Origin of the sequence: Arthrobacter sp. ok909, from assembly GCF_900104405.1 — a bacterium.
Lineage (GTDB): Bacteria > Actinomycetota > Actinomycetes > Actinomycetales > Micrococcaceae > Arthrobacter > Arthrobacter humicola.
This window is the reverse complement of the sequence record NZ_FNJS01000022.1, coordinates 1-21,071: the sequence shown is the minus strand read 5'-3', so window position 1 is coordinate 21,071 and position 21,071 is coordinate 1. Positions and strand designations below refer to the sequence as shown.

Genomic DNA, 21,071 nt, shown 5'->3' with positions numbered 1-21,071 from the left:
TCGCCTGGCTTGCCTGAGCTGAGTTACTTTTTCGTCCGTTCAGCGTGAGTATTCTGCGAGAGTCCTGTTGCCTGCGTACACCAGACGGTCGACGAGGTTGAGCCAGTTGTTTCCAACTCCTCGTGCGTCGGCCTCGGGCTTGATCTCCGCCAGCCACTCGTCCATCGGCGCATAGGAGACGAGCTGTCGGTCCGTCCGCGAAAGGCACAGTGCGTCAAGCCAGCTCAGACCTTTGCTCAACTGCGTGTCGATTGGGAGTTGGCGCAGGAACCGGATGAGCTCGAGCAGGCATGAGGATCTGCCAGCCGCGTATGGGAGCCACTGAGGAATAAAGTCCAAGAGATCGTCGGGTTTCATCCACTCCAAGGCATGGTGGCCGAGCTCATCGTGCAGTGACTGGATAGTCCCGGGATGATTCGGAAGAAGGTGGCTCAATGCGTAGTCATTGAAGCCAACTGCCTGGTCGTAGATGGCCCTGTTCGCTTCTACCTGGTCGAGGACGTGTGCGAATAGGGTCGGCCAAACTTCTCTCGCCGCCTCAGCGAGCTCTTGGGTCTCCGCTCCGACCGCTGCCAAGTCCCGCAGGAACGCGCTGAACACGTGGCTGGCGGGGGCAAGGGCCGTGACGTACTCAAACAGCAGGTCGTCGACTGCGTCCGCGCGCGACTGGATGTGCAGCAGTGCCCGGGCCGCGGAAATGGTCTGGGCGCCGCGGTCGTCAACAAGGTAGCCGTCTTCGGAAAGCTCCTGGGTGACCATGGCGTGTGCCTGTGCCTTCAGGAGCGTTTTCAGGTGCTGTTGGGCGATCTCCGCGACGCAGGCGCTGGACGAGGAGGCGCGCCCGAGCGCGCGGATGGTCGCACTGAGGCGGGACGTCTCGAGCCGCTCCGGTGGAATCACAGGAATTCGAACGATGACGTCGCCGGTTATGTTCTCGGTCAAACCGGCTCTTCGGACATCCGGTAGGGGTCATCGGTGGCTCCCGAGGACCCGGTCGCTAGCCAGCCGCCCTGACGAACGAGGTCCCATGGATCCGCGGGCACGGCACCCCTCCGCCCCGCTGGACGTACGCCGTGTGGTGTGGTCAGGTTAGGGAATGGAGCGTTGGGACGGCACGACCAACCGGATCACGGTCCTCCACGACGCGTTCGGGAACCGACCCGGCCTGATCAAGGACTGGGGATTTGCCGCACTCGTCGAGTTCGAGGGGCGTCGGATCCTTTTCGACACCGGAAACGACTCGTCGACGCTTGCCGCCAACGCCGACGCCCTCGGTGTCGACCTGCGCGCGATCGACCTTGTTGTGGTCTCGCATCGGCACGGCGACCACACCTCCGGGCTCGGTCACCTCCTACACATAAACCCCGACGTCCCCGTCTACGCCCCGGCCGAGTTGTACGGCGTGTTCGGCTCGCGCCTGCCCGGCCACTTTTACCCGCGCCGTCCGTCGCTGCCAAGGTCCATGCAGTACTACGACGGCGAACCTCCCGACGTCATCCACCACGGCACGCCGTGGCCCGGCGCACGATTCAGCTGGGTCGAGGAATTGACCCCATTAGGGAGCAACGCGTGGCTAATCCCCGTCGTCTCGGAGGTGCCGGGAACGCGTGAGCTGCGCGAGATCACCCTCGCGCTGTCGACTTCGCAGGGACTAGTGCTCGTGGTGGGATGCTCCCACCCGGGGATCGAGCGGATCCTGGAGGCCGCTGCCGCGATCGACGACCGTGTCTACTGCATCGTCGGCGGCCTCCATCTCGTCCTCGCCGACGAGCCCGAGGTGCGTCGCGTCGCGCACGCACTTCGCGACAATTGGCACGTGCAGACCATCGCCCCGGGGCACTGCACGGGTGAACCTGCCTTCCTGACACTGAGCGAGGCGTTCGGCGACCGCTACCTCTACGCCGGCCTGGGGGAATCGGTCCCAGTCCCGCGACCCGCCGCGATGTGACGCGGATACCACTGATCTGCGGTCGCCCGCGCAGCCACGATCAAGAGACCTATGCCGGCTAAAAAGACCGCGGCGTTCACGCCGTACTTCACCGAGGGGGAGGCGGGCCAGGTCCGTGCCGCGTTCCTGGCCGCCGGCCAGGCCGAGGGGGATGCGAGCGTTTCGGACTTCATTGTCCGGGCAACCATGCGGGAAGTGAAGCGCCTGCAGCGCAAATACAACCAGGGAACGAAGTGGGACCCGGCGCCGCCTGGATCCTTGCGCAGAGGACAGCGCACCAAAGACGAACTCCGACACCGCAGCGAGGGGGCAGTAGGTCATGGCGAAACGAACGGACGAGGTGTCCCAGGCGCCCCGCGACCCGGCGGCCGCGGGGCTGTCCAGGATGCTGACGCTGGAGCAGGTCCAGGACATCCTGAACGTCAAAAGCAGCCTCGTCTACGCCTTGGTCCGGAGCGGTGAACTTCCCGCTGGCCAATTCGGTGGCCGCGGCATTTGGAGGGGTCCGCGAGAGTGACGTCGCCGCATACATCGAGGAGGCTTTCGCCAAAACCGCAGAGCGCATTGCCACTGGCCAGCTACCCGAGAACAACGTCGCCGACGAAGCCTGACGCATTAAGTGCGAGGCTGCCCTTTTGCTGGCGGTGCAGTACCAGGACGGCCCCACACTGGTCACCGCCAACTTCTCTTGGCCGGTGATTTGCGTGCTGAGGTTAGCGGCCGTTGTACTCGTCGTCGGTGATGTGGTCGCCCCAGGTGTTGGTTTTGGAGGGGTCGTCGCCGTTTTGGAGCATGGCGATGTGTTCCATGAAGCAGCCCGGGGCGGCGGCGTGCCAGTGCTCTTCGCCGGGTGGGGTGTAGAGCGTCTGGCCGGGGTGGACTTCGATGATCTTTCCGTCTCTGGTACCGAAGCGCCCGACACCTTGGGTGACGCGCAGATATTGACCGTGTTGGTGGGAGTGCCAGGCCGTGCGTGGTCTGGGGGCGAAGCGGACGGTCGCGACCACCATCGTCTGGTCGTCTTCGTGGGGAAGGGTGATCGGGTCAAGCCAGACGTCACCGGCGAACTGGGCCGGCGGGTTCTTGGTGGTCGGCACCAGGGGTTCGATGTTCATGTTTTGCCTATCTGTTGCGTGTTACCGACATTCTTGGTGACGCCGGTGGCGGGTATGCTCCTGGGCCAGCCGGCGTGGAAGGTTCTGGGGCGGCGGAGCCGGGAGGGCAGTTGTTCTGTGTTGCATTGACGGTCAGTGCCGCCAGTTGCATCCCGGTCCCTTGCTGTCGGAGCGAGATGGCTGGGTGGACCTTACGCTGCGCGGCGGGCGAATGAGCGGCTGAAGCCTTGTCCGGATTGGACCAGGTTCCGGGCGCTGCGGAGTCTGGCCGCCTTCGTAGTCGATTAGTGCTGTGGCGGTACAGCCGGCTTCTGCGACGGCGTCGGCGAGGGCTTCGGCGTCGTAGAGGGATTCGGCGAAGCCACTGCCTGTCATTGGGGTCGGTACGTGTGCGGCGTCTCCGACGATGGCGACTCTGCCTTGGGCCAGTCGTGTGGGTACGTATTCAGCGATGGGTGTGCCGATGACGGCCCGTCGTTTGATGCTGTCGAGGATCGCGTTGTTCCAGGGCGTTGGAAACAGTTCGCGGGCCTGTGAGGCGAGTTCCCGATAGGTTGCGTTTGGGATCCCGGCGGGCATGAGCGAGTGGCGTACCACGGAGCCGTCGACGCTGCCGGTGGCGCGGAGCAGGCCGTTTCTGCTGGAGTCGTACCAGGCCCAGCCGAGACGCCGTGATCCCGGGGCGAGGGTACCGTCGGCGCCCGGGAGTGGGTAGCCGAGCAGCGTGTTGTCATTGTCGCCGAGGAACGCGACATCTCGCGGCCAACGACGTGCTCCGATGGCTGATTCTTCGGCAATGCCGATCCATAGGACGTACCCCGCGAAGGTGGCGTCTGCGTGTTCCGGCGCGATGTGCCGGCGGACGGTGCTGCGGTGGCCGTCGGCCCCGACCACGATGTCCGCGGTGACCCTTTCCCTTTCTGAGGTGCTGACCCAGGCAGATTGTGCGTCCTGGCCGACCTTGCGAACGGCAGTGTTTTGCCGCAGGTCGATGAGGGGACTGGCGGCTATTGCGGCACGAAGTGCGCCGTGGACGGCGAACCAGGTTTGGATCCCTGGTGCGAGGGGCTGGGGCACGTGCGAGGTTGGGAGGCCGGTGATGCGTTCGAGGAGACCGTCTTGGACGTGGAGAGCAGCTCCAGTGCGTCCGGTGTCGTCGGAGCGTTCGAGCAGGGTGACGTGGACACCGATCCTGGAGAGCGTCAGAGCGGTCATGAGTCCGGCGAGGGATGCCCCGACGACGAGGGCCGTGCCTGGTGAATTGTGAGCGGTAGTGCTGGTGCGGTCGGCGGCCACGCCGGTCTCCTATCTAGCGTCGAGGGGGTAGGGGTGCTGCGGCCCGCCGTGAGGGCGGGCCACAGAGCGGGGTGGTGTTCAGGCTTTGCCTGCGTAGACGGCGGTCATGCCGCCGTCGACGACGAGGTCGATGCCGGTGATGTAGCTGCTGGCGTCGGAGGCAAGGAAGGTCACGGCGTCGCCGATGCCTTCGGCGGTGCCGACCCGGCCGGCGGGGACCTCGGGGGTGACGAGGTCGATGTATTCCTGAACCTGGGCTTCGGTCATGCCGAGTTCGGTGGTGTAGGCCTCGGTGGGGACGACGCCCGGGCTTACACCGTTGACACGGATCCGGCGGTGCTTGAGGTCTGTTGTCCAGCTCTTGGCAAAGGACCGTATTGCGGCTTTGGTGGCGGCGTAGACGCTGAAGTCCTTGAGCCCCATGTCCGCGGTGATGGAGGTGTTGATGATGATGGAGCTCCCGTCGCGCAGCACGGGCAGCATGGACTGGACGGTGAACAGGACGCCTTTGACGTTGACGCCGAACTGCCGGTCGAAGTCTTCGGCGGTGATTTGCTCCAGGGGGATGGGGTGGCCCCCGCCGGCGTTGGCGAAGATGGTGTCCAGTCCGCCGTGTTCCTGGCGGATGAGGTCTGCGAGCTGGTCCATTTCGGCTTTGTTGGTGACGTCCGCGCGGACGGCGCGGGCACGTCCGCCAATGTCTGCGGCGACTTTCTCGAGGGGTTCAAGGTTCCGGCCCGTGACGTAGACGAACGCGCCTTCCTCGGCGAGGCGGCGGGCTGTTCCCCTTCCTGTGCCTGTGCCTGCGCCGGTGACGAGGGCGATTTTGCCTTCCAACTGCATGCTGTGGTCCTTCTGGGTCGGTTTGTTCTTTAGAAGAGGGTGATGCCGGTGAGTTCGGCGAGTTTGTCGGTGAGCCTGTCCTGGAAGCCTGGGTCGGTGACTTCCGGTGCGGGCGTCCGCTGGCGGCGGTGGTGCCAATACTTGCCGGACACCAGGGCGGCGGAATCGGAGCTGGCGGCGAGCCAGCTTTGCGTGTCGTGTCCCATGGCCAGATCATCTGTGGCGCCGGGGCCCCCCATTTTGGTCGGCACCCATCCCGGGTCCACGGAGTTGCTGAGTACGGAGGCCCAATGGCGGGCCAACGCTGCGGAGAGCGCCGAGACGTGGAGCTTACTTTCGGAGTAAGCGGCGCTGGCGCTCCAGCCCCGTTTGGTCCAGTCGATGTCCGTTAGGTCTGCGGCGGCACCGAGGTGCATGCCGCTGCTGACGTAGATCAACCGGTCCGGCCGTTCAATCAGGGCGGTCAGGATGTAAGGGGCGAACACGTTGACTGCCAGAGTCCGTGAGTGCCCCTCGGGGGTGGCAACACGCTGCGGCGAAAGGTAGACGCCGGCGTTGTGGATGATGGAGTCCATCCGCCCGTACTCATTGACCTGCCGGGCCACGCTGTGGGTTTCAGGGGCGCTGCTGAGGTCACCGATCACTATCCCGGCCGCTTGCTGAGCGAGGTCGCCGAAGGTGTTGGCGCGGTCAAGGGTGCGGGCGTGCAGCAGGACCTCGTGGCCGGTGTCCAAGAGTGTGCGGGCGTTGGCGAGGCCGAGCCCGTCAGTGGAACCTGTGATGAAGATGCGGGCCATGGCGATGGTCCTTTCCTTGCAGTGAGGTGGCGGCCGGGCGGGGCGCTGGAACCGTCCCGCCCGGGTCCGTCGGCGGTCGTCTTACTCGGGGATCGGCATGCCACGTTCTTCGAGCGTGATCGAGTCAGGGTCGATGGAGCCGCTGACGCCGGTGTTGAGAGCGTCGATGGCGGCGATGTCGTCGGCTGTGAGGCTGAAATCAAAGACGTCGAAGTTCTCGGCGATGCGCTCGGGCTTTACCGACTTCGGGATGGCCGAGAATCCGTGGTCGAGGTGCCAGCGGAGCATGACCTGCGCAGGGGTCTTGGAGTACTTCTTACCCAGATCCACCAGCGTGGGTTCCGTGAAGGGGTTCTTCTCGTTGCCGTTGTAGGTGTAGGCGCCGGCGATCGGAGACCAGCACTGGGTCAGGATGCCGTGCTTCTCATTGGCCGCACGCCATTCCGGCTGTGTGTAGTAGGGGTGGACCTGGATCTGGTTCACGGCAGGGACGACGTCGGTCTCGGCGATCAGGCGTTCGAGCTCTTCGGGACTCTGGTTGGAGACGCCGATGGCGCGCACCCTGCCGTCGGCCAGGAGCGTTTCCAGTGCCTTGTAGGCGGCCATGGTCTTATCGAAGTGGGCCGGGAGGGGCTGGTGCAGCAGCAGCAGGTCGATGGTGTCGACGCCGAGCTTGCGGGAGCTCTTCTCGAAGCCATGCAGCGCTTCGTCGTAGCCGTAGTCGCTGATCCAGAGTTTGGTCTCGATAAAGATCTCCGAGCGGTCGATGCCGGACTGGCGGATACCTTCGCCGACCTCGGCTTCGTTGAAGTACGCAGCTGCAGTGTCGAGGTGGCGGTAGCCGGTGTTGAGCGCGGTGGCGACGGCACCCATGGTCTCCTCCGGCTTGGACTGGTAGACGCCGAGCCCAAGGGCAGGCATGCTGATGCCGTTGTTCAGGGTGACGTGCGGGTAGGTTCCGGTCATGATTTTTCTCTTCCGTCGAAGGTTCTAGGGCTGGTTGTCGAAGATGCGTTTGGCGACGGCCATGGCCGAGACGGCCTTGGGCCAGCCGGCGTAGAACGCCAGGTGGATGATGGCTTCCTTGATCTCGGTCTCGGTGAGACCGTTCTGGATGCCATAGGGGATGTGCCAGTTGAGTTGGTCGATGTTTCCGGCCGCGATGAGGCCGGTGATCGTGGCGAGGCTCCGGTCCCGGGGGGACAGTCCCTCGCGTTCCCAGACGTCCCCGAAGAGGACGTCGTCGGTGAGGGAGACGAGCTTCGGGGCGAAGTCGCCGAACATTTTCGCCATGTCGGATTGCGTGTTCTCGGTGGTCATGAGGTGTCCTTTTCCGGTGGGGTGGTGTTTAGAGGGTGTCGTCGTGAGCGAGCGAGCAGGAAAGCTCGCGGTGGGCGTCGATCTCCTCGAGGATGTCGCGGGCTTTCTGTTCGATGACGGCTACGGCGTCGGCTCCGGCAACCCACCGCAGCGGTGGGTGCTCCTCGCCGGCGATCCTGACGAGGGCGGTGCCGAGCTTCGCGGGGTCACCGGCCTGCTGGCCGTTCATGGCCCGCCATCCCGGGATGGTGGCTGCGGTGCGGTCGGCGTAGTCATCGATGGAAAGGTCGGCCCAGATGGTCGAGGCGTCCTCGACGAGCAGCTCGGTGCGGAAGAAACCGGGTTCCACGATGGTGGTTCGGATTCCGTAGGGTTCCAGGTCGTAGCGCAGCGATTCCATCCATCCTTCGACGGCGAATTTGCTGGTCGCGTAGGCTGCGATGAACTCTCCGCCGACGATGCCTGCCTGTGAGGAGATTGTGATGATGTGGCCGGCACGCTGTTTGCGCATGACGGGCAGGACGGCGCGGGTGACGTTCATGGGTCCGAACAGGTTGGTTTCGAGCTGTGCACGGACCTGGGCGTCGCTGGTTTCTTCGAAGTAGCCGGCGTAGAAGTTCGCGGCGTTGTTTACCAGGACATCAATGCGGCCGAACCGTTCGGTCGCCGCGGCCGCAGCCGCTTCGGCGTCGCCGGTTTTTGTGAGGTCCAGCGGCACGATCAGTAGGTTCTCCGATGCGCCGAGTGCCTTCGCTACGGCGTCGGTGTTTCGGCCGGTTGCGACAACCCGGTGGCCTGCGGCGAGGGCGGCTTTTGCGATGTCGACGCCCATGCCGCGGCCGGCGCCGGTGATCATCCAGACCTGTGTAGTTTCACTCATAGGTATTCCTTTGGTTCTCGGGATGGTTGGTGGGGGACCTGTTCAGACGAGCAGGTCCCGTTCGAGCGTCGTCATCTCGGTTGTGTGTTCGGCCCTCGTGGATACCGGGTTTCGGGTGGCGCGCATGAGGGCCAGCACGATGAGCGGGATCAGGCCGAGGATGGCCATGGCGGCTCCGACGGTTGCCGGGCCGGTCGTGCCGAGGGCGGAGTCGAGGGCAACGCCGGCGAGCCACGTAGCGGCGGCGATGCCGACGTTGAACGCGGAAACCGTCAGGGCGGCGGCCAGTGAGGGGCCGGAGTGTCCGAAGCGGACGGCCAGAGGAGTGGCGATGGCGGTGACACCCATGCCAGTGAAGCCGAGCAGGATGACCAGCACGATGGTCGGGACGACGAACGTGGAGAGCGGGATCAGCATCAGGAGTACCAGGGCTGAGCCGCCGCCGATTGCGAAGTATGTGGCCAACGGCTTGCGGTCCCCGGTTCGTCCGGCCACAACCGTGCCGAGCAGGGCGCCGATGCCGAAGCCAACAAGCAGCAGCGGCACGGCCGCTTCCGAGATGCCGGTGCGTTCAGTCAGGAGGGGGGAGATGTAGCTGTAGGCGGCGAGGAATCCTCCGGAGACCAGCGCGGTGGTTGCCAGGACGAGCCACAGCTTGCCCTCCCGCAGGACGCCGAGCTGGGAGCGGAGGGTGATGACTTCCTGGTGTTCATCGGCAGGAGCGAACTTGCCGATGACGACGGCGGCGATGGCCGCGAGGATGGCCAGTGCCCAGAAGATACCGCGCCACCCGATGGCCTGGCCGATAAAGGAGCCCAGGGGGACACCTGCGACGATGGCCAGGCCCATCCCGCTCATCATCACGCCCATGGCGCGGGAAGCGTTCGCGGGGCCGGCTGCTGAGGTGGCTACGACGGCGGCGATGGACAGGAAAGCGCCGGTGGCAAGGGCAGTGATGACGCGGGCGATCAGAACGATCTCGAACGCCGGGCTCAGCGCTGCAACAATGTGGCCGACCGCGAACAGCAGCAGGGACATAACGAGGGTGAGGCGTTTGGGCAGACGCATGGTGGCGACGGAAATGGTGGGAGCGCCGACGATCATGCCGATAGCAAACGCGGTAATCAGCAACCCGGCCTGCGAGACACTGACACCGAGGTCTGATGCCATGTTGGGCAGCAGACCCGCGATGACGAACTCGGTGGTGCTCATCAGGAACGTGCCGATGGCCAGCAGCAGCACGACGATCGGCAACTTGGCCTTCTTGGTGGTGGAGGGCATGAGGTGAACTTTCACTTTGTTGGGGGATTTGGTCGGCGCTTGATCGCCGTCTATATCTACGAGACCACGGACCAAACCTGCCTAAACAGACCCGCCTAAGCCATGTACTGAGAGGGCATGGCTAGGCTCCGGCCTTCGGGCATACCGTTGAAGCCATGAGCACCCGAGATGACATCCAGGAGTTTCTGACCTCCCGCCGGGCCAGGCTGACGCCCGAGCAGGTCGGCCTGCAGTCCTATGGCCGGCGGCGGGTACCGGGACTGCGCCGCGAAGAAGTCGCGATGCTCGCCCAAGTCAGCGTCGAGTACTACAGCCGGCTCGAACGCGGAAACCTCAGCGGCGTCTCCGAAAGCATCCTCGAGTCGCTGGTCCAGGCGCTGCGCCTGAACGACGTCGAGGAGCGGCACCTGCGGGACTTGATCCGCGCGTCCGAAAACACCGCCCGGCCCCGGCGCAACCGCACCCCTGAGCAACGCGTCCGCCCGACCGTACAGCGGATGCTCGATGCGATGACCGATCTGCCGGCGATCGTTCAGAACGGCCGGCTCGATATCATCGCGGCCAACCGGATGGGCCGGGCACTCTACGCCGCCCAGTTCGACACGACCATCCTTCCGCCGAACCAGGCCCGGTTCATCTTCCTGGACCCCCGCGGACGGGACTTCGCCCCCAACTGGGACCGCGCCGCAAATGAATGCGTCGCCATGCTGCGGGCAGCGGCCGGACGCGATCCGCACGACCGCCAGCTCTCGGACCTCGTCGGTGAGCTCTCTACCCGAAGCGATGAATTTCGGCTGCGGTGGGCAGCCCACAACGTCCACCAGCACAAGAGCGGATCAAAACGCATCCATCTCCCCAGCGTTGGGGAACTCACCTTGGACTTCGAAGTCCTCGAACTCACGGCCGATCCAGGCCTGATGCTCATCACGTTCAGCGCCGAATCAGGATCACCGTCCCACGACGCCCTGCAACTGCTCTCCAGCTGGGCCGCGACCCAGCAGAACACCGAATCCACGGCGGCAGCACCACAAAGCCCATAGCAGCCCGCAACACCATGCCGGGGCGAGGCGGTCAAAGTTCTAGTGGTCAGTAGCCCACCAGAACCGCTGGCCTGACTCCGCGATGTCGGTACCGCACCTCCTCAACCCCGTACACCGATTGCACCGAGCCCCGTCCCGGGTCTCCTGCGCCCTTGAAAGGAAACTTCATGGAATACACACGTTTGGGCCGGTCCGGCCTGAAAGTCAGCCGCATAGCCCTCGGAGGTATGAGTTTTGGTGATTCATCCCGCGGATTCACCGACTGGGCGTTGGACGACGATGCGGCCGAGCCGATTTTCCGGCAGGCGGTCGAGCTGGGCATCACGTTCTGGGCACCGCAAACATTTATGGCTTCGGCACCGCCGAGGAAACCATGGGCCGGGCCATCACGAAGTACACCCGACGCGAGGACGTCGTCCTCGCCACCAAAGTGATGCTCAAAATGCACGACGGCGACTCGCCCGACCGTGGGGCGGCAAAACCGCGCGGTCAGCCAACGATCCCGTAGCCGAGCGCAGCTTCAGCGACGCTGACAAACCCATAGCCGACGCTGTCCAAAAAATCGCTGAAGCACGGGGAATCCCCATGGGCACACGTTGCTCTGGCTTGGGTCTTGAACAACCCCGTGGTGACCGCGCCGATCGGCGCGTGGTGCTTTTCCTGGCCAGTGACGAAGCCAGCTTCCTCACTGGCGGCGCCTATGCCGCTGATGGAGGCTGGCTGGGCTGAATACCTTCGCTCAACCGCGGGCAAATTTCACACAAACATCAGGAAAGAAATGATGACAACCTCCACCACCAGTGGCACGACACGCATTAGCGGCATGACACGACTCCGGACCACTACCTTCGCAGTCGCCGGCGGCCTCGCCGTCGGAAATCTCTACTGGGCGCAGCCACTCATCCAGGAGATCGCTCGCTCACTCGACGTGTCCGCCGCTGCCGCTGCCTCGCTGGTAACCGTCACCCAGATCGGTTACGCACTCGGGATCTTCCTCATCGTCCCCCTGGGCGATGTCCTCAACCGCAGGAAGATGATCCCCCTCATGCTCGGACTGTCCGCGATCGCCCTGATCAGCGCGGCTGTTTCCCCGACTTTCTCGCTACTACTCGCCGCGCTCGGCGGAGTGGGACTGACCACCGTTTCCGCGCAGTTGCTCACCCCCCTGGCCAGCGAGCTGGCGGCGCCAGAACAGCGCGGGCGGGTGCTGGGCACGATCGCCTCAGGAGCCCTCATTGGAGTGCTTCTGTCCCGCACCATCAGCGGAGCCGTCGCTGAATTCATCGGCTGGCGAGCCATCTACGTCCTAGCCGCCGTCCTCGCGGTGACTCTCGCCGTCGTGCTCTCGTTCATAATTCCCCGGCTGGAAAAACGCCCCGCCACGAACTACTTCCGATTGCTCGGATCTGTGTTCACCACCGTCGCCCAGCACCGCGCCGCCGCGCCCACAGTCCTCATCAGCGCCATCGTCTTCTCCGTCTTTTCCCTGTTTTGGACCTCACTGACATACCTGCTGGCCGGCCCGACATTCTCCTTCACTGTCGGACAGATCGGCCTGTTCGGCCTCGCAGGCCTCGCGGGTGCACTCGCGGCACGGCGCGCCGGCTCGTTCCACGACCGCGGCTTGTCAGTGCCCGTCTCCGGAGTTGCACTCGGCATCCTGGCAGTCTCCCTCCTTGGTGCCTGGCTGGCACAGTCGTCCGTGGTCGCCCTGGTCGTGGTCGTCATTGCGTTAGACCTCGCCGCCCAGGCCACCCTGGTGCTTGGCCAAACCCGGCTTTTGTCCCTGCCCGGTCAGAACCGGAGCCGTCTGAACACAGCATTCATCGTCAGTAACTTCCTCGGCGGCGCGATCGGCTCCGCTCTCGCGGGACCGCTCTGGACCGCCGGTGGCTGGACCACCATCACCCTCACCGGCTTGGCCATGGTCGCGGGTGCGCTCCTCGTCTGGCTATTTACCCGCCGCGCACTCACCGACCAGATCTGACACCGCCGACCACAAGGAAAAGGGTCCTCGGCTATGTGCGCTCTCCTTCACCGGATCGTCTGAAGGACGGGGGTGGAGCCGCATCGTCCTTCTTCACGACGGGCACGAACTGTTCCTCCACACGGCACTCCGCCCGGGCGGAATGAACGCCGGGGTCTGTCAGATTAACGGCGGGTCTGGCCTGGCTTGTGGTTAGTTGATTCTGTTCTCGAATGCGGTCGCGAACGCGTTCAAGGCCGGCTTCCACCTCGCGGCCCATCGTGCCGGGCCCTGCCCGGTGGGGTCAGGGGAATGGGTCACTAGGTAGAGGCATTTCAGCGCCGCGGCATCGTTCGGGAAATGGCCGCGTGCCCGCACCGCGCGTCGGTAGCGGGCGTTGAGGGATTCGATCGTGTTGGTCGAACAGATAACCGGCGGATCTCGGCGTCACAGTCAAGGAACGGGGTGAACTCGGCCCAGGCGTTGCGCCAGAGCCGGCCGATCGCCGGGTACTTCGTGGCCCACTTGGCCTCGAATTCCCCGAACTGTTCACGGGCGGCCGCTTCGGTCGGGGCGGTGTAAACGGGCTTGAGGTCCCGGGAGAGCTCGTCCCAGTGCTGCCGGGGCGCGTAGCGGATCAGATGGATCACGCATGTTTGGACCGTGGACTGCTCCCAGACCGTGGTGATCGCCTCGGGCAAGCCCTCCAGCCCGTCGCAGACGGCGATGCACACGTCCTCCACGCCGCGGTTCTTGATCTCGGTCAAAACCCCGAGCCAGTACTTCGCGCCCTCCCCGCCGTCTCCGGCCCAGATTCCGAGGATGTCGCGTTCGCCGTTCACGGTGACGCCCAGGACGACGTAGAAGGGCAGTCATTCCTCTGCTCAGATCCAGTCATGCTCCTAACCTTGGTGTCTCACAACCGACCTGCCCTAAATCCCTAGCCATACCAGGCAGCAGGTCTGGGCGCTAGGATTTCACGAGCCGGTACGGTATGGACCGTGGCCTGGGTTCGGTCTATGTGGGGGAGGGCCCAGTCTCTGCCTGGGCCCTCCCGACTGATTCAGTCCGCAACATCCACGCGCGCGTTGAACTGACCGTGTGGCACTACGGTTAGTTCCTGGCTGACAGGGCTGCGTGTAGGAGGTCATGCTGAGGTTGCTAGTCAAAGGGCAAGGCCAGACGCGCAACAGACTGCCTTCGACTTCTGAGGCCTGCAGATGACAGGGATGCCTAAAGCGTCTCCTGCCCCGAGGCACGACGAATTAGGTGTCAAGGCAAGAGACTTGCCCGGACCTACGGCCGGCAAGCCAAGTGTAAAGCCAAAACAGGAGGTGTTGACAGTGTCAACTCTCTTGGCGGTAGATCGGCTCGTACCTCCGTCGGACTGCCTCGGATTGGGCATGTTTTCGCGGGTTCCCAGTATTCACAAGGGCTGGTATGCAGTTCGAGTCCCACCTCGGGCACAGTGTTTTCGCAGGTCAGAGGCTTTTTGTCTTTTTACTGTTGACAAAGCTTGACTTTTCAGAAGTCTTCTTCAGGACTCAACCCGAATCGCTCGCCTGGTGAGAGCAGGAAAGGGACGCGGGTCATCCAGCGTCCGGTGGCTTCCCTATGTGCGTGGGCATGCACGCTGAGCGTATCCAGACGCAGACGCTCCACCAATAGAATCCGCAGAAGACAAGTACCGACACAGCGAGAAGCGAGTGCGGGACTAAGTAATGGATTAGCTAGGGCAGCTTCCATTCCAGGATCGAGGAATCCACCGTATACCGGACCTTGGTCATCACTGTTGCTGCTTGGCCCTCGATAATGACCCATCCACGGACGCAGTCGCCCCAATTCACGGTTTGTTGGACTGGGTATGCCGGCTGAGCTGCCGGGTGATCCCACGTAGAGCTCGCGGACGTGTACGTTCTCGATTCGGCATCGTACAACGACCACGGCGAGTCTCCGATAAGCGGCCTGTCGCTTCCGGCCGAAGCGGGTGCTTCAGCAGGAAGACAGACCTTGACATCGATGGCCTCCGGATTCCCGTCCTGTGGTTCGACGCCCTTTTTGTGGGCGAAGACCGTCACCTTTGAACCACTGCTAGTTGTCGCCGTCTGCCCGAGGGCGAGCGGCATGGCACTCACTGGTGTCGTTGGGGGAGCGGCAGTCACCGTGACGGCCGGCTGAGTCACTGTAACCGTGACGGTCGGCGCAGGAGCAGCCGCTGTTGTGCCGCAGGAAGCAATCAGTGGGAGCAACAGAAGTGCTGCCGCCATCCGACGAGTGCCCGTGCTCTTGCTAGTTGTGCGATACCAGGTCAATTAAGTCGTTCTTCCTCTAGGCACGATGCATCAGGCCTCGCGCCATGTCTGAATAGGCAAATACCAAGTCGAGCATGGCCGCGGCACATATATCGAGTGGCTTGCGCTTAGATTAGCCCAGAATTCGGACCTTCTCGGTGCATGCCGCGTGCGGTTCTACCGTCGGTACTTCTTGTTAGGCTCCGACCATGACATTTGAACTGCAACCAGAAGTCGACCGTCTAACGGCAGTGTGTCGCGGGCTCTTTGGGGACGAATCGCGATGGATCACTGCTGACGGATATCGGCATAGCCTGGCTCTTGCCATCATTGATTCGATCTTCTCGACCGGGTCTAACTACCAGAGTGTGATCAACGTGGTGAACGCATATCGGGGGTATAGAAAAGCCCAGGGTGCTGACGCTGACCGGGATGGCACTAAAGAACTGCTGGCCACGTTCAAGGAGGTCGGGGGCAGCCGCGAATGGGCGGATGGAGTCGTGAATAACCGCAAGCCGGCCCATACCCATCCCCACGCGCCGCTGAAGGCCGAGGTGATCCGGCTCGCTGCTGAAAGGTTGAAACGCCAAGATCTTGCCATCACTACGCGCGATGTACTCCATGGTGCGTACGCCAAGGACGACTCTCTGGCTACCTTGAAGGACGCCTGGTTGAAGCTGCCCAGCCAGTCCTCTGGAGTCACATTCAACTACTTCCTCATCCTTTCCGGTTTCCAATCAGTAAAGCCTGATCGGATGGTCATCCGTTTCGTGAAAGAACATGCGGGTCTCGAAGGAACGCAACTTACGCCCATGCAGACCGCTGAGCTGATCAAGCAAGTTGCAGAGTTGTACCCAACTCAGCCGAGGAGGCTTGATCACGTGATCTGGCGACACGTTTCGGGTCGGGAGGTATTCCGAGCGGATGAGCTGAACTAGCGCCCCGATTGGTAGCCTTACGTGAGTTGTCCGAGCGAGCACGGGGTAGGTCTTGAAGGTCTTTATTAGTTGGTCTGGAGAACGTAGCCAAGCCGTCGCCAAGCTTGTCAAGCAATGGGTGGGACAGGTCTTTCAGGGGACTGAGGTCTTCATGAGCGAGGAAGACATCCGGGCTGGTACGAACTGGTCAGAGCGCATCAAGCGGGAACTGGCGAACACCACCGTTGGCATCGTCTGCATGACCCCCGAGAATCAAAATGCCAAGTGGATCAACTTCGAGATGGGCGCGTTGTCCAAAGAAGTAAAGGATGGGGATAGTCGTGTCATCCCCCTCCTGATTGGATTCGATAACACTCAGCAGGTGAGTCAACCAGCAGCATCCCTCAACATGGTGTTGCTGGGACAGGCCGGGTTCAACAAGATTGCGACATCTCTCAACGACATTTCTGACGTCAAACGGGAAAAAGCTGACCTTGAGATGGTGTCCAATACCTGGTGGACGATGATTAAAGATGGTCTGGAAGCTGCAGCAGCCCAGACGCCGGATGACCAGGCAGTGAATCGACCACCGGAAGCCATGATCGCCGAGATTCTTGATGCCGTCCGCGACATTCAGAAGCAAGGAAAGTCCAGAGGTGTGTCGCTGACCTCGGGAACATATGGCCGCGGTGTTGAAGAATCATTTCGTGGGTTGAGTCCGCGTGAAGATGATCGCATACGCCAAGAACTGACTAGCCACCTCATGAATGAGATCAGCCGCTATTTGCACAGCCTGGGAAACCCAGGATCGGTATCGATCACGCCACATGGTGCCCTGAATGTGACAACTGTAGGGCCGCTTGATGATCTGCAGAAGAATGAAATCTTTGAAATATCGCTGAAGTACACCAGTATAGTTTCGGCGACGCTGATTGATGACGACCCATATGTTCTGGACATGGCTAAGGTTGAATCTGAATAATCTGTGAGGCGGTCCTCTTCAGTACCCCGCGATCTTTGAGCGTCAGGCCGACGCCACTGGCAATAAACGCGGCTTGACCCGCAAAGCCGGCCCGCCGTTGCACGATGACCACGTCAAACGGGACTTCACCGCGACAGCGCCCGATGAGCTGTGGCTGACGGACATCACCGAGCACCGGACCGATGAGGGCAAGCTCTACCTGTGCGCCATCAAAGACGTCTATTCCAACCGGATCGTGGGCTACTCCATCGATTCCCGGATGAAAGCGTCCCTGGCCGTCTCGGCCCTCCACAATGCGATAGGGCTCAGGCATCCGGAAGGCACCGTGGTGCACAGTGACCGTCCAATTCCGCTCCAATGCCTTCGTGCGGACGCTGAAGGCCAACGGGTTGAAAGGATCGATGGGCGGGTGGGTGCGTGTGCCGAGGGACTGCCCCGAATCTCGTTGACTCTCGGGGTTGAGTGTTGGGGCGAGCTGGCCACCGACGGGGATACCGTTTGCGGCTTGGATGAACTTCCTCTTCGTTGTGGGCGCCGTCGGCTGCCTCGTCACCGATGGCGTCATCATGGCGCCACTATCTTGAAGTTCTGACGACTCAGCCCCGCCGTGTGTTTCCATGGGTGAATCAGCATGGGAGGACGGAGGGGCACATGCCTTTGGTCGCTACATTAGCCGGACAGCGTGTCGTTTCCATCGACCTGAGCCAAGACGAGTGGGACTCCCTCAAGAAGCGCTACCGCGCCGGCGAGCCCCTGCTGATGTCGTGCGGCCAGCCGGGATCGGCCAGAGTCTCCTCTCGGGGCCTGAAGTTCTTTGCCCACAGGAAGGGTGCAGACTGCGACATGCACGAGGGCGGGGAAACCGCCGAGCATCTCGAACTGAAATCCCTTCTCGTCAAGGCTGCGAAGGCCGCCGTCTGGGAGGCTGAACTGGAGGTGCCATCGCCGCAGCGCGTCTGGATCGCCGACGTCATGGCCACCAAAGGGGAGCGCCGGATCGCCTTGGAGGTGCAATGGTCGCGCCAAGGCAACGAGGACTTCGTTCGCCGCCAGGAACGCTACGAGGCGGACGGGGTCGAATGCATCTGGTTCGTGGCGCCGAAGAACTCCGACAACGCAGGGACCGTTCCCTCCCACACCATCGGGGGAGCCCCCGGCGCATGGCACATTCCCATGCGTACGACGCTGGACTGCTACAGCAGGACCGAGCTGCCCTTCGAGGACGCAGTCGTGCATATCCTCCGAGGGGACTACCGCTTCCACAGTGAACCCTACGTCCAGGCGTATTCCATGGACGTAGCCATGACGAAGTGCTGGCGCGAGGCCTGCGGGAAATGGTTCACGCTGTGGCGCCTTGAAGACCTGCAGGTCAAGACGCGCTGCGGCCTGGAAGGAACCATCCAAGGGGTGTACCGCCTCGAATCCCGGATGTTCCTGCAGGACCGGATTGAACGCATCATCGCCGACCAGGTCCTGCCGTGGCTTGAGCACGAGCAGGTGGATCTTCCCCGCGCAGCGAAGCTGATTACCCGCAAAAGCAAGACAGCGGAGAAGACCTACCTGGCCTATTGCTGCCCCCACTGCGGGGTCATTTCGGGAGACAACCCGATTGCCTACGGCGGCACGCGCTGGAGGACCTTTGTTGTTCACCGCCGTCTTGCCGTTCCGTTCCGGGCGGACGCCCGTGGACCTCTGCATCTGTGCATTGATCGAGGTAAAGGCCAGTGCAGCCAGGAGGCTCCAACGGTTGACAGCCCGGCGTTCCCGGACGGGACGGGCAGCTACTTTGGCTTCAGTTCCGAGCTGCTCGTAGACCGCCTGGATCGGCTCCCACGAAAAGGCGAGAGGTCCACAACCCGGCGGCGGTAGAGCTCGCTGGCCACCTTCGCCCGCCAGCACCCGGGCGCATGCTGGGGTACATCACACGCAATCCCTGCCGAGGAGTGCCTCTGCCGAGCGTCGGAAAAGCTGAGAACGAAATGATGTTCCTCATGCATGCTGAGTTCTGTCTGATCATGGAAAGCATGGGGGAGAAGTACAAAGACTTCACCAACTTCCTGGTCATGACCGGGACGCGCTTTGGCGAATCCACGGCGCTGACCGTCGCGGACATCGATTTGCTGGGCAAGCCGGGCACGGCCCGCATCAACAAGGCGTGGAAGCGGGGCGGGAAGAACCAGTTCTACATTGGTCCGACGAAGACAGGTGCCGGTAAGCGGACCACCGGGCTGAACCCTGCTCTCGTGGACCTCTTGATTCCTTTGGTGGCTGGACGCCCGAGCAGCGATCTGCTGTTCACGACGCCAAAAGGGGAGCGGATCGTTCACAAGCTGTTCTGGCACCACTAATGGATGCCAAGAGATACAAGCCACTAATGCCTCTTCACTTGCAGAAGCCAGAGGAGGATCATTTGGCGTGTCAGACCCGCACGTTTCGTGGTCCTAGGGGATACACCATGAAAGACGACGAATCAGCCCGCCCGGATGGAGCCCGCATTTGCCGCCGCGGCACCAGCAATTTCAGGCCTTGGAAGAAACCGATCGCCTGGCTCTCGGGCATAGTTGTCGCCGCCCTAGGCGTAGCGATCACGAATAGTCTCGTGCCGCGCTTCGGACAAACCATTGAAGGGCTGGCGCAGACGGGCGACCCAGTTACGGTGAACAACGTCCATGTGAATCAGTCAGGGGGGCTTGTCGTAGCACTGCCGCGAGATGTTCAGGTAGCGGATGAAGATGCAACATCCTTATCCGACTCCCCGGATCAGCTGGCTTGGTTTGAATCCCAAGGCGGCGCCCTCGTCGGAATGGAGAATATTTCGATTACGGTAACCGGGAACCGAGAAGGCGGTGTCCGGATAATGGACTTGACTCCCGTTAAGAAGTGTTCAACCCCGCTGGACGGGACATACTTCGAGTCGCCCCCTGCTGGAGGGTCGCCTTCACTCACTCTGTCCATGACCATGGACGATCCACGACCGCAGGCCACGACAGGCTCCAACCCCGAGGGTTCGGCGGCGAAACCCCAACCATATTTCGTCGCAAATACAGTCTCATTGGCGAAAGGCGAGCAATTTGTATTCGTGCTTGACGTGGGCGCTCGGAAATCGTTTTGCACCTTCGAGTTAGACATCTCCGTCCTCGACGGGAACACCATTCACACCCAGCGGATAGACAATAATGGCGTGCCCTTCAGGATAACGGCTGCACTGCCGCACGCGGGTTGGCGAAGTGCGTACCTCGGCGGTGTGGACTGTATGACGTACAGTGATCACTTTCGACCAGCCAGCGATGCGTGGCTGCTCGGCGACTCCACCCAAGACGCGTGCAAATGAGATGCGCTAGCCAGGCACTCGCGACGATTCGCCCTGCCCCAAGCATCGCTGCTGCCGACGGCGCGAAATTCCCTATTCGGCCCCCGAACCCGTCAAGCCGGGGACGAGGCGAGCTTGGCCTCAGTCACCAGTTCGGGCCGGGAGGCGTAGAGGCCCGAGTTGAGCAGTGAGTTGAGCTCCACGATGAGCGGCTCGCCGTCGGCGTTGAGAGCGACGTCGATGACGTAATCGGTGAGCTCCGGGACCTCCAGGCCGAGGGCGTCGATGGCGTTGCGGGCGAAGCCTCTGAGGATCCCGGCGATCGCCGGCTCGGCGTGGACCGGGCTTTCTCTTGGCGGTTACGGCGCAGCTGGTTGTCGAAGGCGTAACCGCTGTTGTCGAGCGCGGTGAATTCCTCGATGCACCCTGCGGCACTGACCGCTTTGCGGCCCACGACGAACACCCAGTATTCATACTCCATCGTGACGTACTCCTGGGCGATGATGCTGTTCCGCGAGCCGGCCTGGTCCCGTCTCCCCGCAGCGGCGATGAGTCCATCGTCGGTTCAAGTCTTTATGACAGTGAAAGTCCAGCCGTCGGCGGTCATTGGCACTGTGTTGGTTCGGGCCTACGAGCGCCGGGCCTGCTGGCGTTTTGCTCGGGCCCGTTAGGTTAGAGCCGCTTTCCGTAGAGGGCCTGTTGCCTCATTGCAATACCTCCGGGAAGAGTGATTCGTTGCCTCATGTGAAAACCTCCGGGAAGATCAGGCGTTCCAGGTCCGGTTGACGGGTTTGGCGGGCGCGGTTTTCTTGGCCAGGGCCAGTGTTTCCAGTTCCCCGGTCAGGGCCAGGATCTGGCGTGAGAGTGCTCCGGGTTTGATCCGTTTGAAGGCGGCGTTCATGGCGATGACCGGGCGTTTGCGCATTGCCTGGTGCCGGACCGCGCGCTGGTGCGGGGTGGCCGGTGCGTCGTGTTTCTTGGTGACTTTTGCCCCGTGACGGTGCTTCTCGAGGAGTTTCTGCTGGGGCAGCAGGTAGTTGGTGGAGGTCCGGTCCGGATCCCAGATTTCATTGAGCTTGTCCAGT

Annotated in this window: 20 protein-coding genes and 4 pseudogenes; 13 read left to right on the top strand and 11 right to left on the bottom strand. The window is 62.7% G+C overall.

The features are described from left to right. Positions 1 to 39 precede the first annotated feature (39 nt). Positions 40 to 942, bottom strand: a complete 903-nt coding sequence (locus tag BLR03_RS16315) for a hypothetical protein (RefSeq protein WP_091254658.1) — start codon at positions 940 to 942, stop codon at positions 40 to 42. Positions 943 to 1,096: 154 nt separating this feature from the next. Between BLR03_RS16315 and BLR03_RS16310 the strand changes: the two genes are divergently transcribed. The 3 genes and pseudogenes from BLR03_RS16310 to BLR03_RS16300 all read left to right on the top strand — a co-directional run bounded on the left by BLR03_RS16310 (position 1,097) and on the right by BLR03_RS16300 (position 2,465). Then, positions 1,097 to 1,948 carry an MBL fold metallo-hydrolase gene (locus tag BLR03_RS16310; RefSeq protein ID WP_091254656.1) on the top strand — a complete coding sequence of 284 codons (852 nt, stop codon included), beginning with the start codon at positions 1,097 to 1,099 and terminating at the stop codon, positions 1,946 to 1,948. A 51-nt stretch (positions 1,949 to 1,999) separates the two neighbouring features. Further along, a pseudogene (locus tag BLR03_RS16305) lies at positions 2,000 to 2,254 on the top strand (hypothetical protein); the annotation flags it as partial. A gap of 13 nt (positions 2,255 to 2,267) precedes the next feature. Next, entirely contained in the window at positions 2,268 to 2,465 is a 198-nt protein-coding gene (locus BLR03_RS16300) for a helix-turn-helix domain-containing protein (protein WP_368086979.1), read from the top strand. Positions 2,466 to 2,661: 196 nt separating this feature from the next. Here the strand turns inward: BLR03_RS16300 and BLR03_RS16295 are convergent, their stop codons facing one another. The 8 genes from BLR03_RS16295 to BLR03_RS16260 form a co-directional block, all read right to left on the bottom strand. Beyond that, the gene (locus BLR03_RS16295) at positions 2,662 to 3,063 is read right to left on the bottom strand and encodes a cupin domain-containing protein (RefSeq protein ID WP_091254653.1); all 402 of its coding nucleotides are present in this window, start codon (positions 3,061 to 3,063) and stop codon (positions 2,662 to 2,664) included. Between the two features lie 132 nt (positions 3,064 to 3,195). Continuing rightward, positions 3,196 to 4,359: an FAD-dependent monooxygenase gene (locus tag BLR03_RS16290; RefSeq protein WP_217639805.1), complete on the bottom strand. Its 1,164-nt coding sequence runs from the start codon at positions 4,357 to 4,359 to the stop codon at positions 3,196 to 3,198. Positions 4,360 to 4,437: 78 nt separating this feature from the next. Continuing rightward, entirely contained in the window at positions 4,438 to 5,202 is a 765-nt protein-coding gene (locus BLR03_RS16285; protein WP_091254650.1) for an SDR family oxidoreductase, read from the bottom strand. A 29-nt stretch (positions 5,203 to 5,231) separates the two neighbouring features. Next, positions 5,232 to 5,999: an SDR family NAD(P)-dependent oxidoreductase gene (locus BLR03_RS16280; RefSeq protein ID WP_091254647.1), complete on the bottom strand. Its 768-nt coding sequence runs from the start codon at positions 5,997 to 5,999 to the stop codon at positions 5,232 to 5,234. Between the two features lie 81 nt (positions 6,000 to 6,080). After that, positions 6,081 to 6,965: an aldo/keto reductase gene (locus BLR03_RS16275; RefSeq protein WP_091254645.1), complete on the bottom strand. Its 885-nt coding sequence runs from the start codon at positions 6,963 to 6,965 to the stop codon at positions 6,081 to 6,083. A 24-nt stretch (positions 6,966 to 6,989) separates the two neighbouring features. Beyond that, complete coding sequence (locus BLR03_RS16270; RefSeq protein WP_091254642.1) at positions 6,990 to 7,319, bottom strand: carboxymuconolactone decarboxylase family protein; 330 nt, start codon at positions 7,317 to 7,319, stop codon at positions 6,990 to 6,992. A gap of 28 nt (positions 7,320 to 7,347) precedes the next feature. Further along, on the bottom strand, positions 7,348 to 8,199 hold the full coding sequence (locus BLR03_RS16265; protein WP_091254640.1) for an SDR family NAD(P)-dependent oxidoreductase: 852 nt from the start codon (positions 8,197 to 8,199) through the stop codon (positions 7,348 to 7,350). 42 nt (positions 8,200 to 8,241) lie between these two features. Beyond that, complete coding sequence (locus tag BLR03_RS16260) at positions 8,242 to 9,480, bottom strand: MFS transporter (RefSeq protein ID WP_091254637.1); 1,239 nt, start codon at positions 9,478 to 9,480, stop codon at positions 8,242 to 8,244. 155 nt (positions 9,481 to 9,635) lie between these two features. Here BLR03_RS16260 and BLR03_RS16255 point away from each other — a divergent pair, with 155 nt between their 5' ends. The 4 genes from BLR03_RS16255 to BLR03_RS16245 all read left to right on the top strand — a co-directional run bounded on the left by BLR03_RS16255 (position 9,636) and on the right by BLR03_RS16245 (position 12,507). Next, the gene (locus BLR03_RS16255; protein ID WP_091254635.1) at positions 9,636 to 10,520 is read left to right on the top strand and encodes a helix-turn-helix transcriptional regulator; all 885 of its coding nucleotides are present in this window, start codon (positions 9,636 to 9,638) and stop codon (positions 10,518 to 10,520) included. Between the two features lie 167 nt (positions 10,521 to 10,687). Continuing rightward, positions 10,688 to 10,954 (top strand): hypothetical protein, encoded by a 267-nt coding sequence (locus BLR03_RS24970; protein WP_254788556.1) that lies wholly within the window; start codon positions 10,688 to 10,690, stop codon positions 10,952 to 10,954. Beyond that, a complete protein-coding gene (locus tag BLR03_RS24965; protein WP_254788547.1) occupies positions 10,894 to 11,028 on the top strand; it encodes a hypothetical protein in 135 nt (44 codons plus the stop codon). The genes BLR03_RS24970 and BLR03_RS24965 overlap by 61 nt, the downstream gene beginning before the upstream one ends. Before the next feature lie 315 nt (positions 11,029 to 11,343). Next, complete coding sequence (locus BLR03_RS16245) at positions 11,344 to 12,507, top strand: MFS transporter (protein WP_091254780.1); 1,164 nt, start codon at positions 11,344 to 11,346, stop codon at positions 12,505 to 12,507. A 192-nt stretch (positions 12,508 to 12,699) separates the two neighbouring features. Here BLR03_RS16245 and BLR03_RS16240 read toward each other — a convergent pair. Continuing rightward, a pseudogene (locus BLR03_RS16240) lies at positions 12,700 to 13,340 on the bottom strand (IS256 family transposase); the annotation flags it as partial. A gap of 1,646 nt (positions 13,341 to 14,986) precedes the next feature. Between BLR03_RS16240 and BLR03_RS16235 the strand changes: the two are divergent. The 6 genes and pseudogenes from BLR03_RS16235 (at position 14,987) to BLR03_RS24070 (ending at position 20,007) form a co-directional block, all read left to right on the top strand. Further along, complete coding sequence (locus BLR03_RS16235; RefSeq protein ID WP_139184578.1) at positions 14,987 to 15,715, top strand: hypothetical protein; 729 nt, start codon at positions 14,987 to 14,989, stop codon at positions 15,713 to 15,715. Positions 15,716 to 15,767: 52 nt separating this feature from the next. Continuing rightward, positions 15,768 to 16,676: a toll/interleukin-1 receptor domain-containing protein gene (locus BLR03_RS16230; RefSeq protein ID WP_091254630.1), complete on the top strand. Its 909-nt coding sequence runs from the start codon at positions 15,768 to 15,770 to the stop codon at positions 16,674 to 16,676. Between the two features lie 64 nt (positions 16,677 to 16,740). Then, positions 16,741 to 17,083, top strand: a pseudogene (locus BLR03_RS16225) (DDE-type integrase/transposase/recombinase); the annotation flags it as partial. Between the two features lie 244 nt (positions 17,084 to 17,327). Next, positions 17,328 to 18,545 carry a competence protein CoiA gene (locus tag BLR03_RS16220; RefSeq protein WP_175460590.1) on the top strand — a complete coding sequence of 406 codons (1,218 nt, stop codon included), beginning with the start codon at positions 17,328 to 17,330 and terminating at the stop codon, positions 18,543 to 18,545. Positions 18,546 to 18,583: 38 nt separating this feature from the next. Beyond that, positions 18,584 to 19,024, top strand: a complete 441-nt coding sequence (locus BLR03_RS16215) for a site-specific integrase (RefSeq protein WP_175460589.1) — start codon at positions 18,584 to 18,586, stop codon at positions 19,022 to 19,024. A 107-nt stretch (positions 19,025 to 19,131) separates the two neighbouring features. Further along, positions 19,132 to 20,007 (top strand): hypothetical protein, encoded by an 876-nt coding sequence (locus BLR03_RS24070; RefSeq protein ID WP_139184577.1) that lies wholly within the window; start codon positions 19,132 to 19,134, stop codon positions 20,005 to 20,007. A gap of 742 nt (positions 20,008 to 20,749) precedes the next feature. On the opposite strand, the pseudogene BLR03_RS24475 reads toward BLR03_RS24070, so the two are convergent. Further along, positions 20,750 to 21,071: pseudogene (locus BLR03_RS24475) on the bottom strand (integrase); the annotation flags it as partial.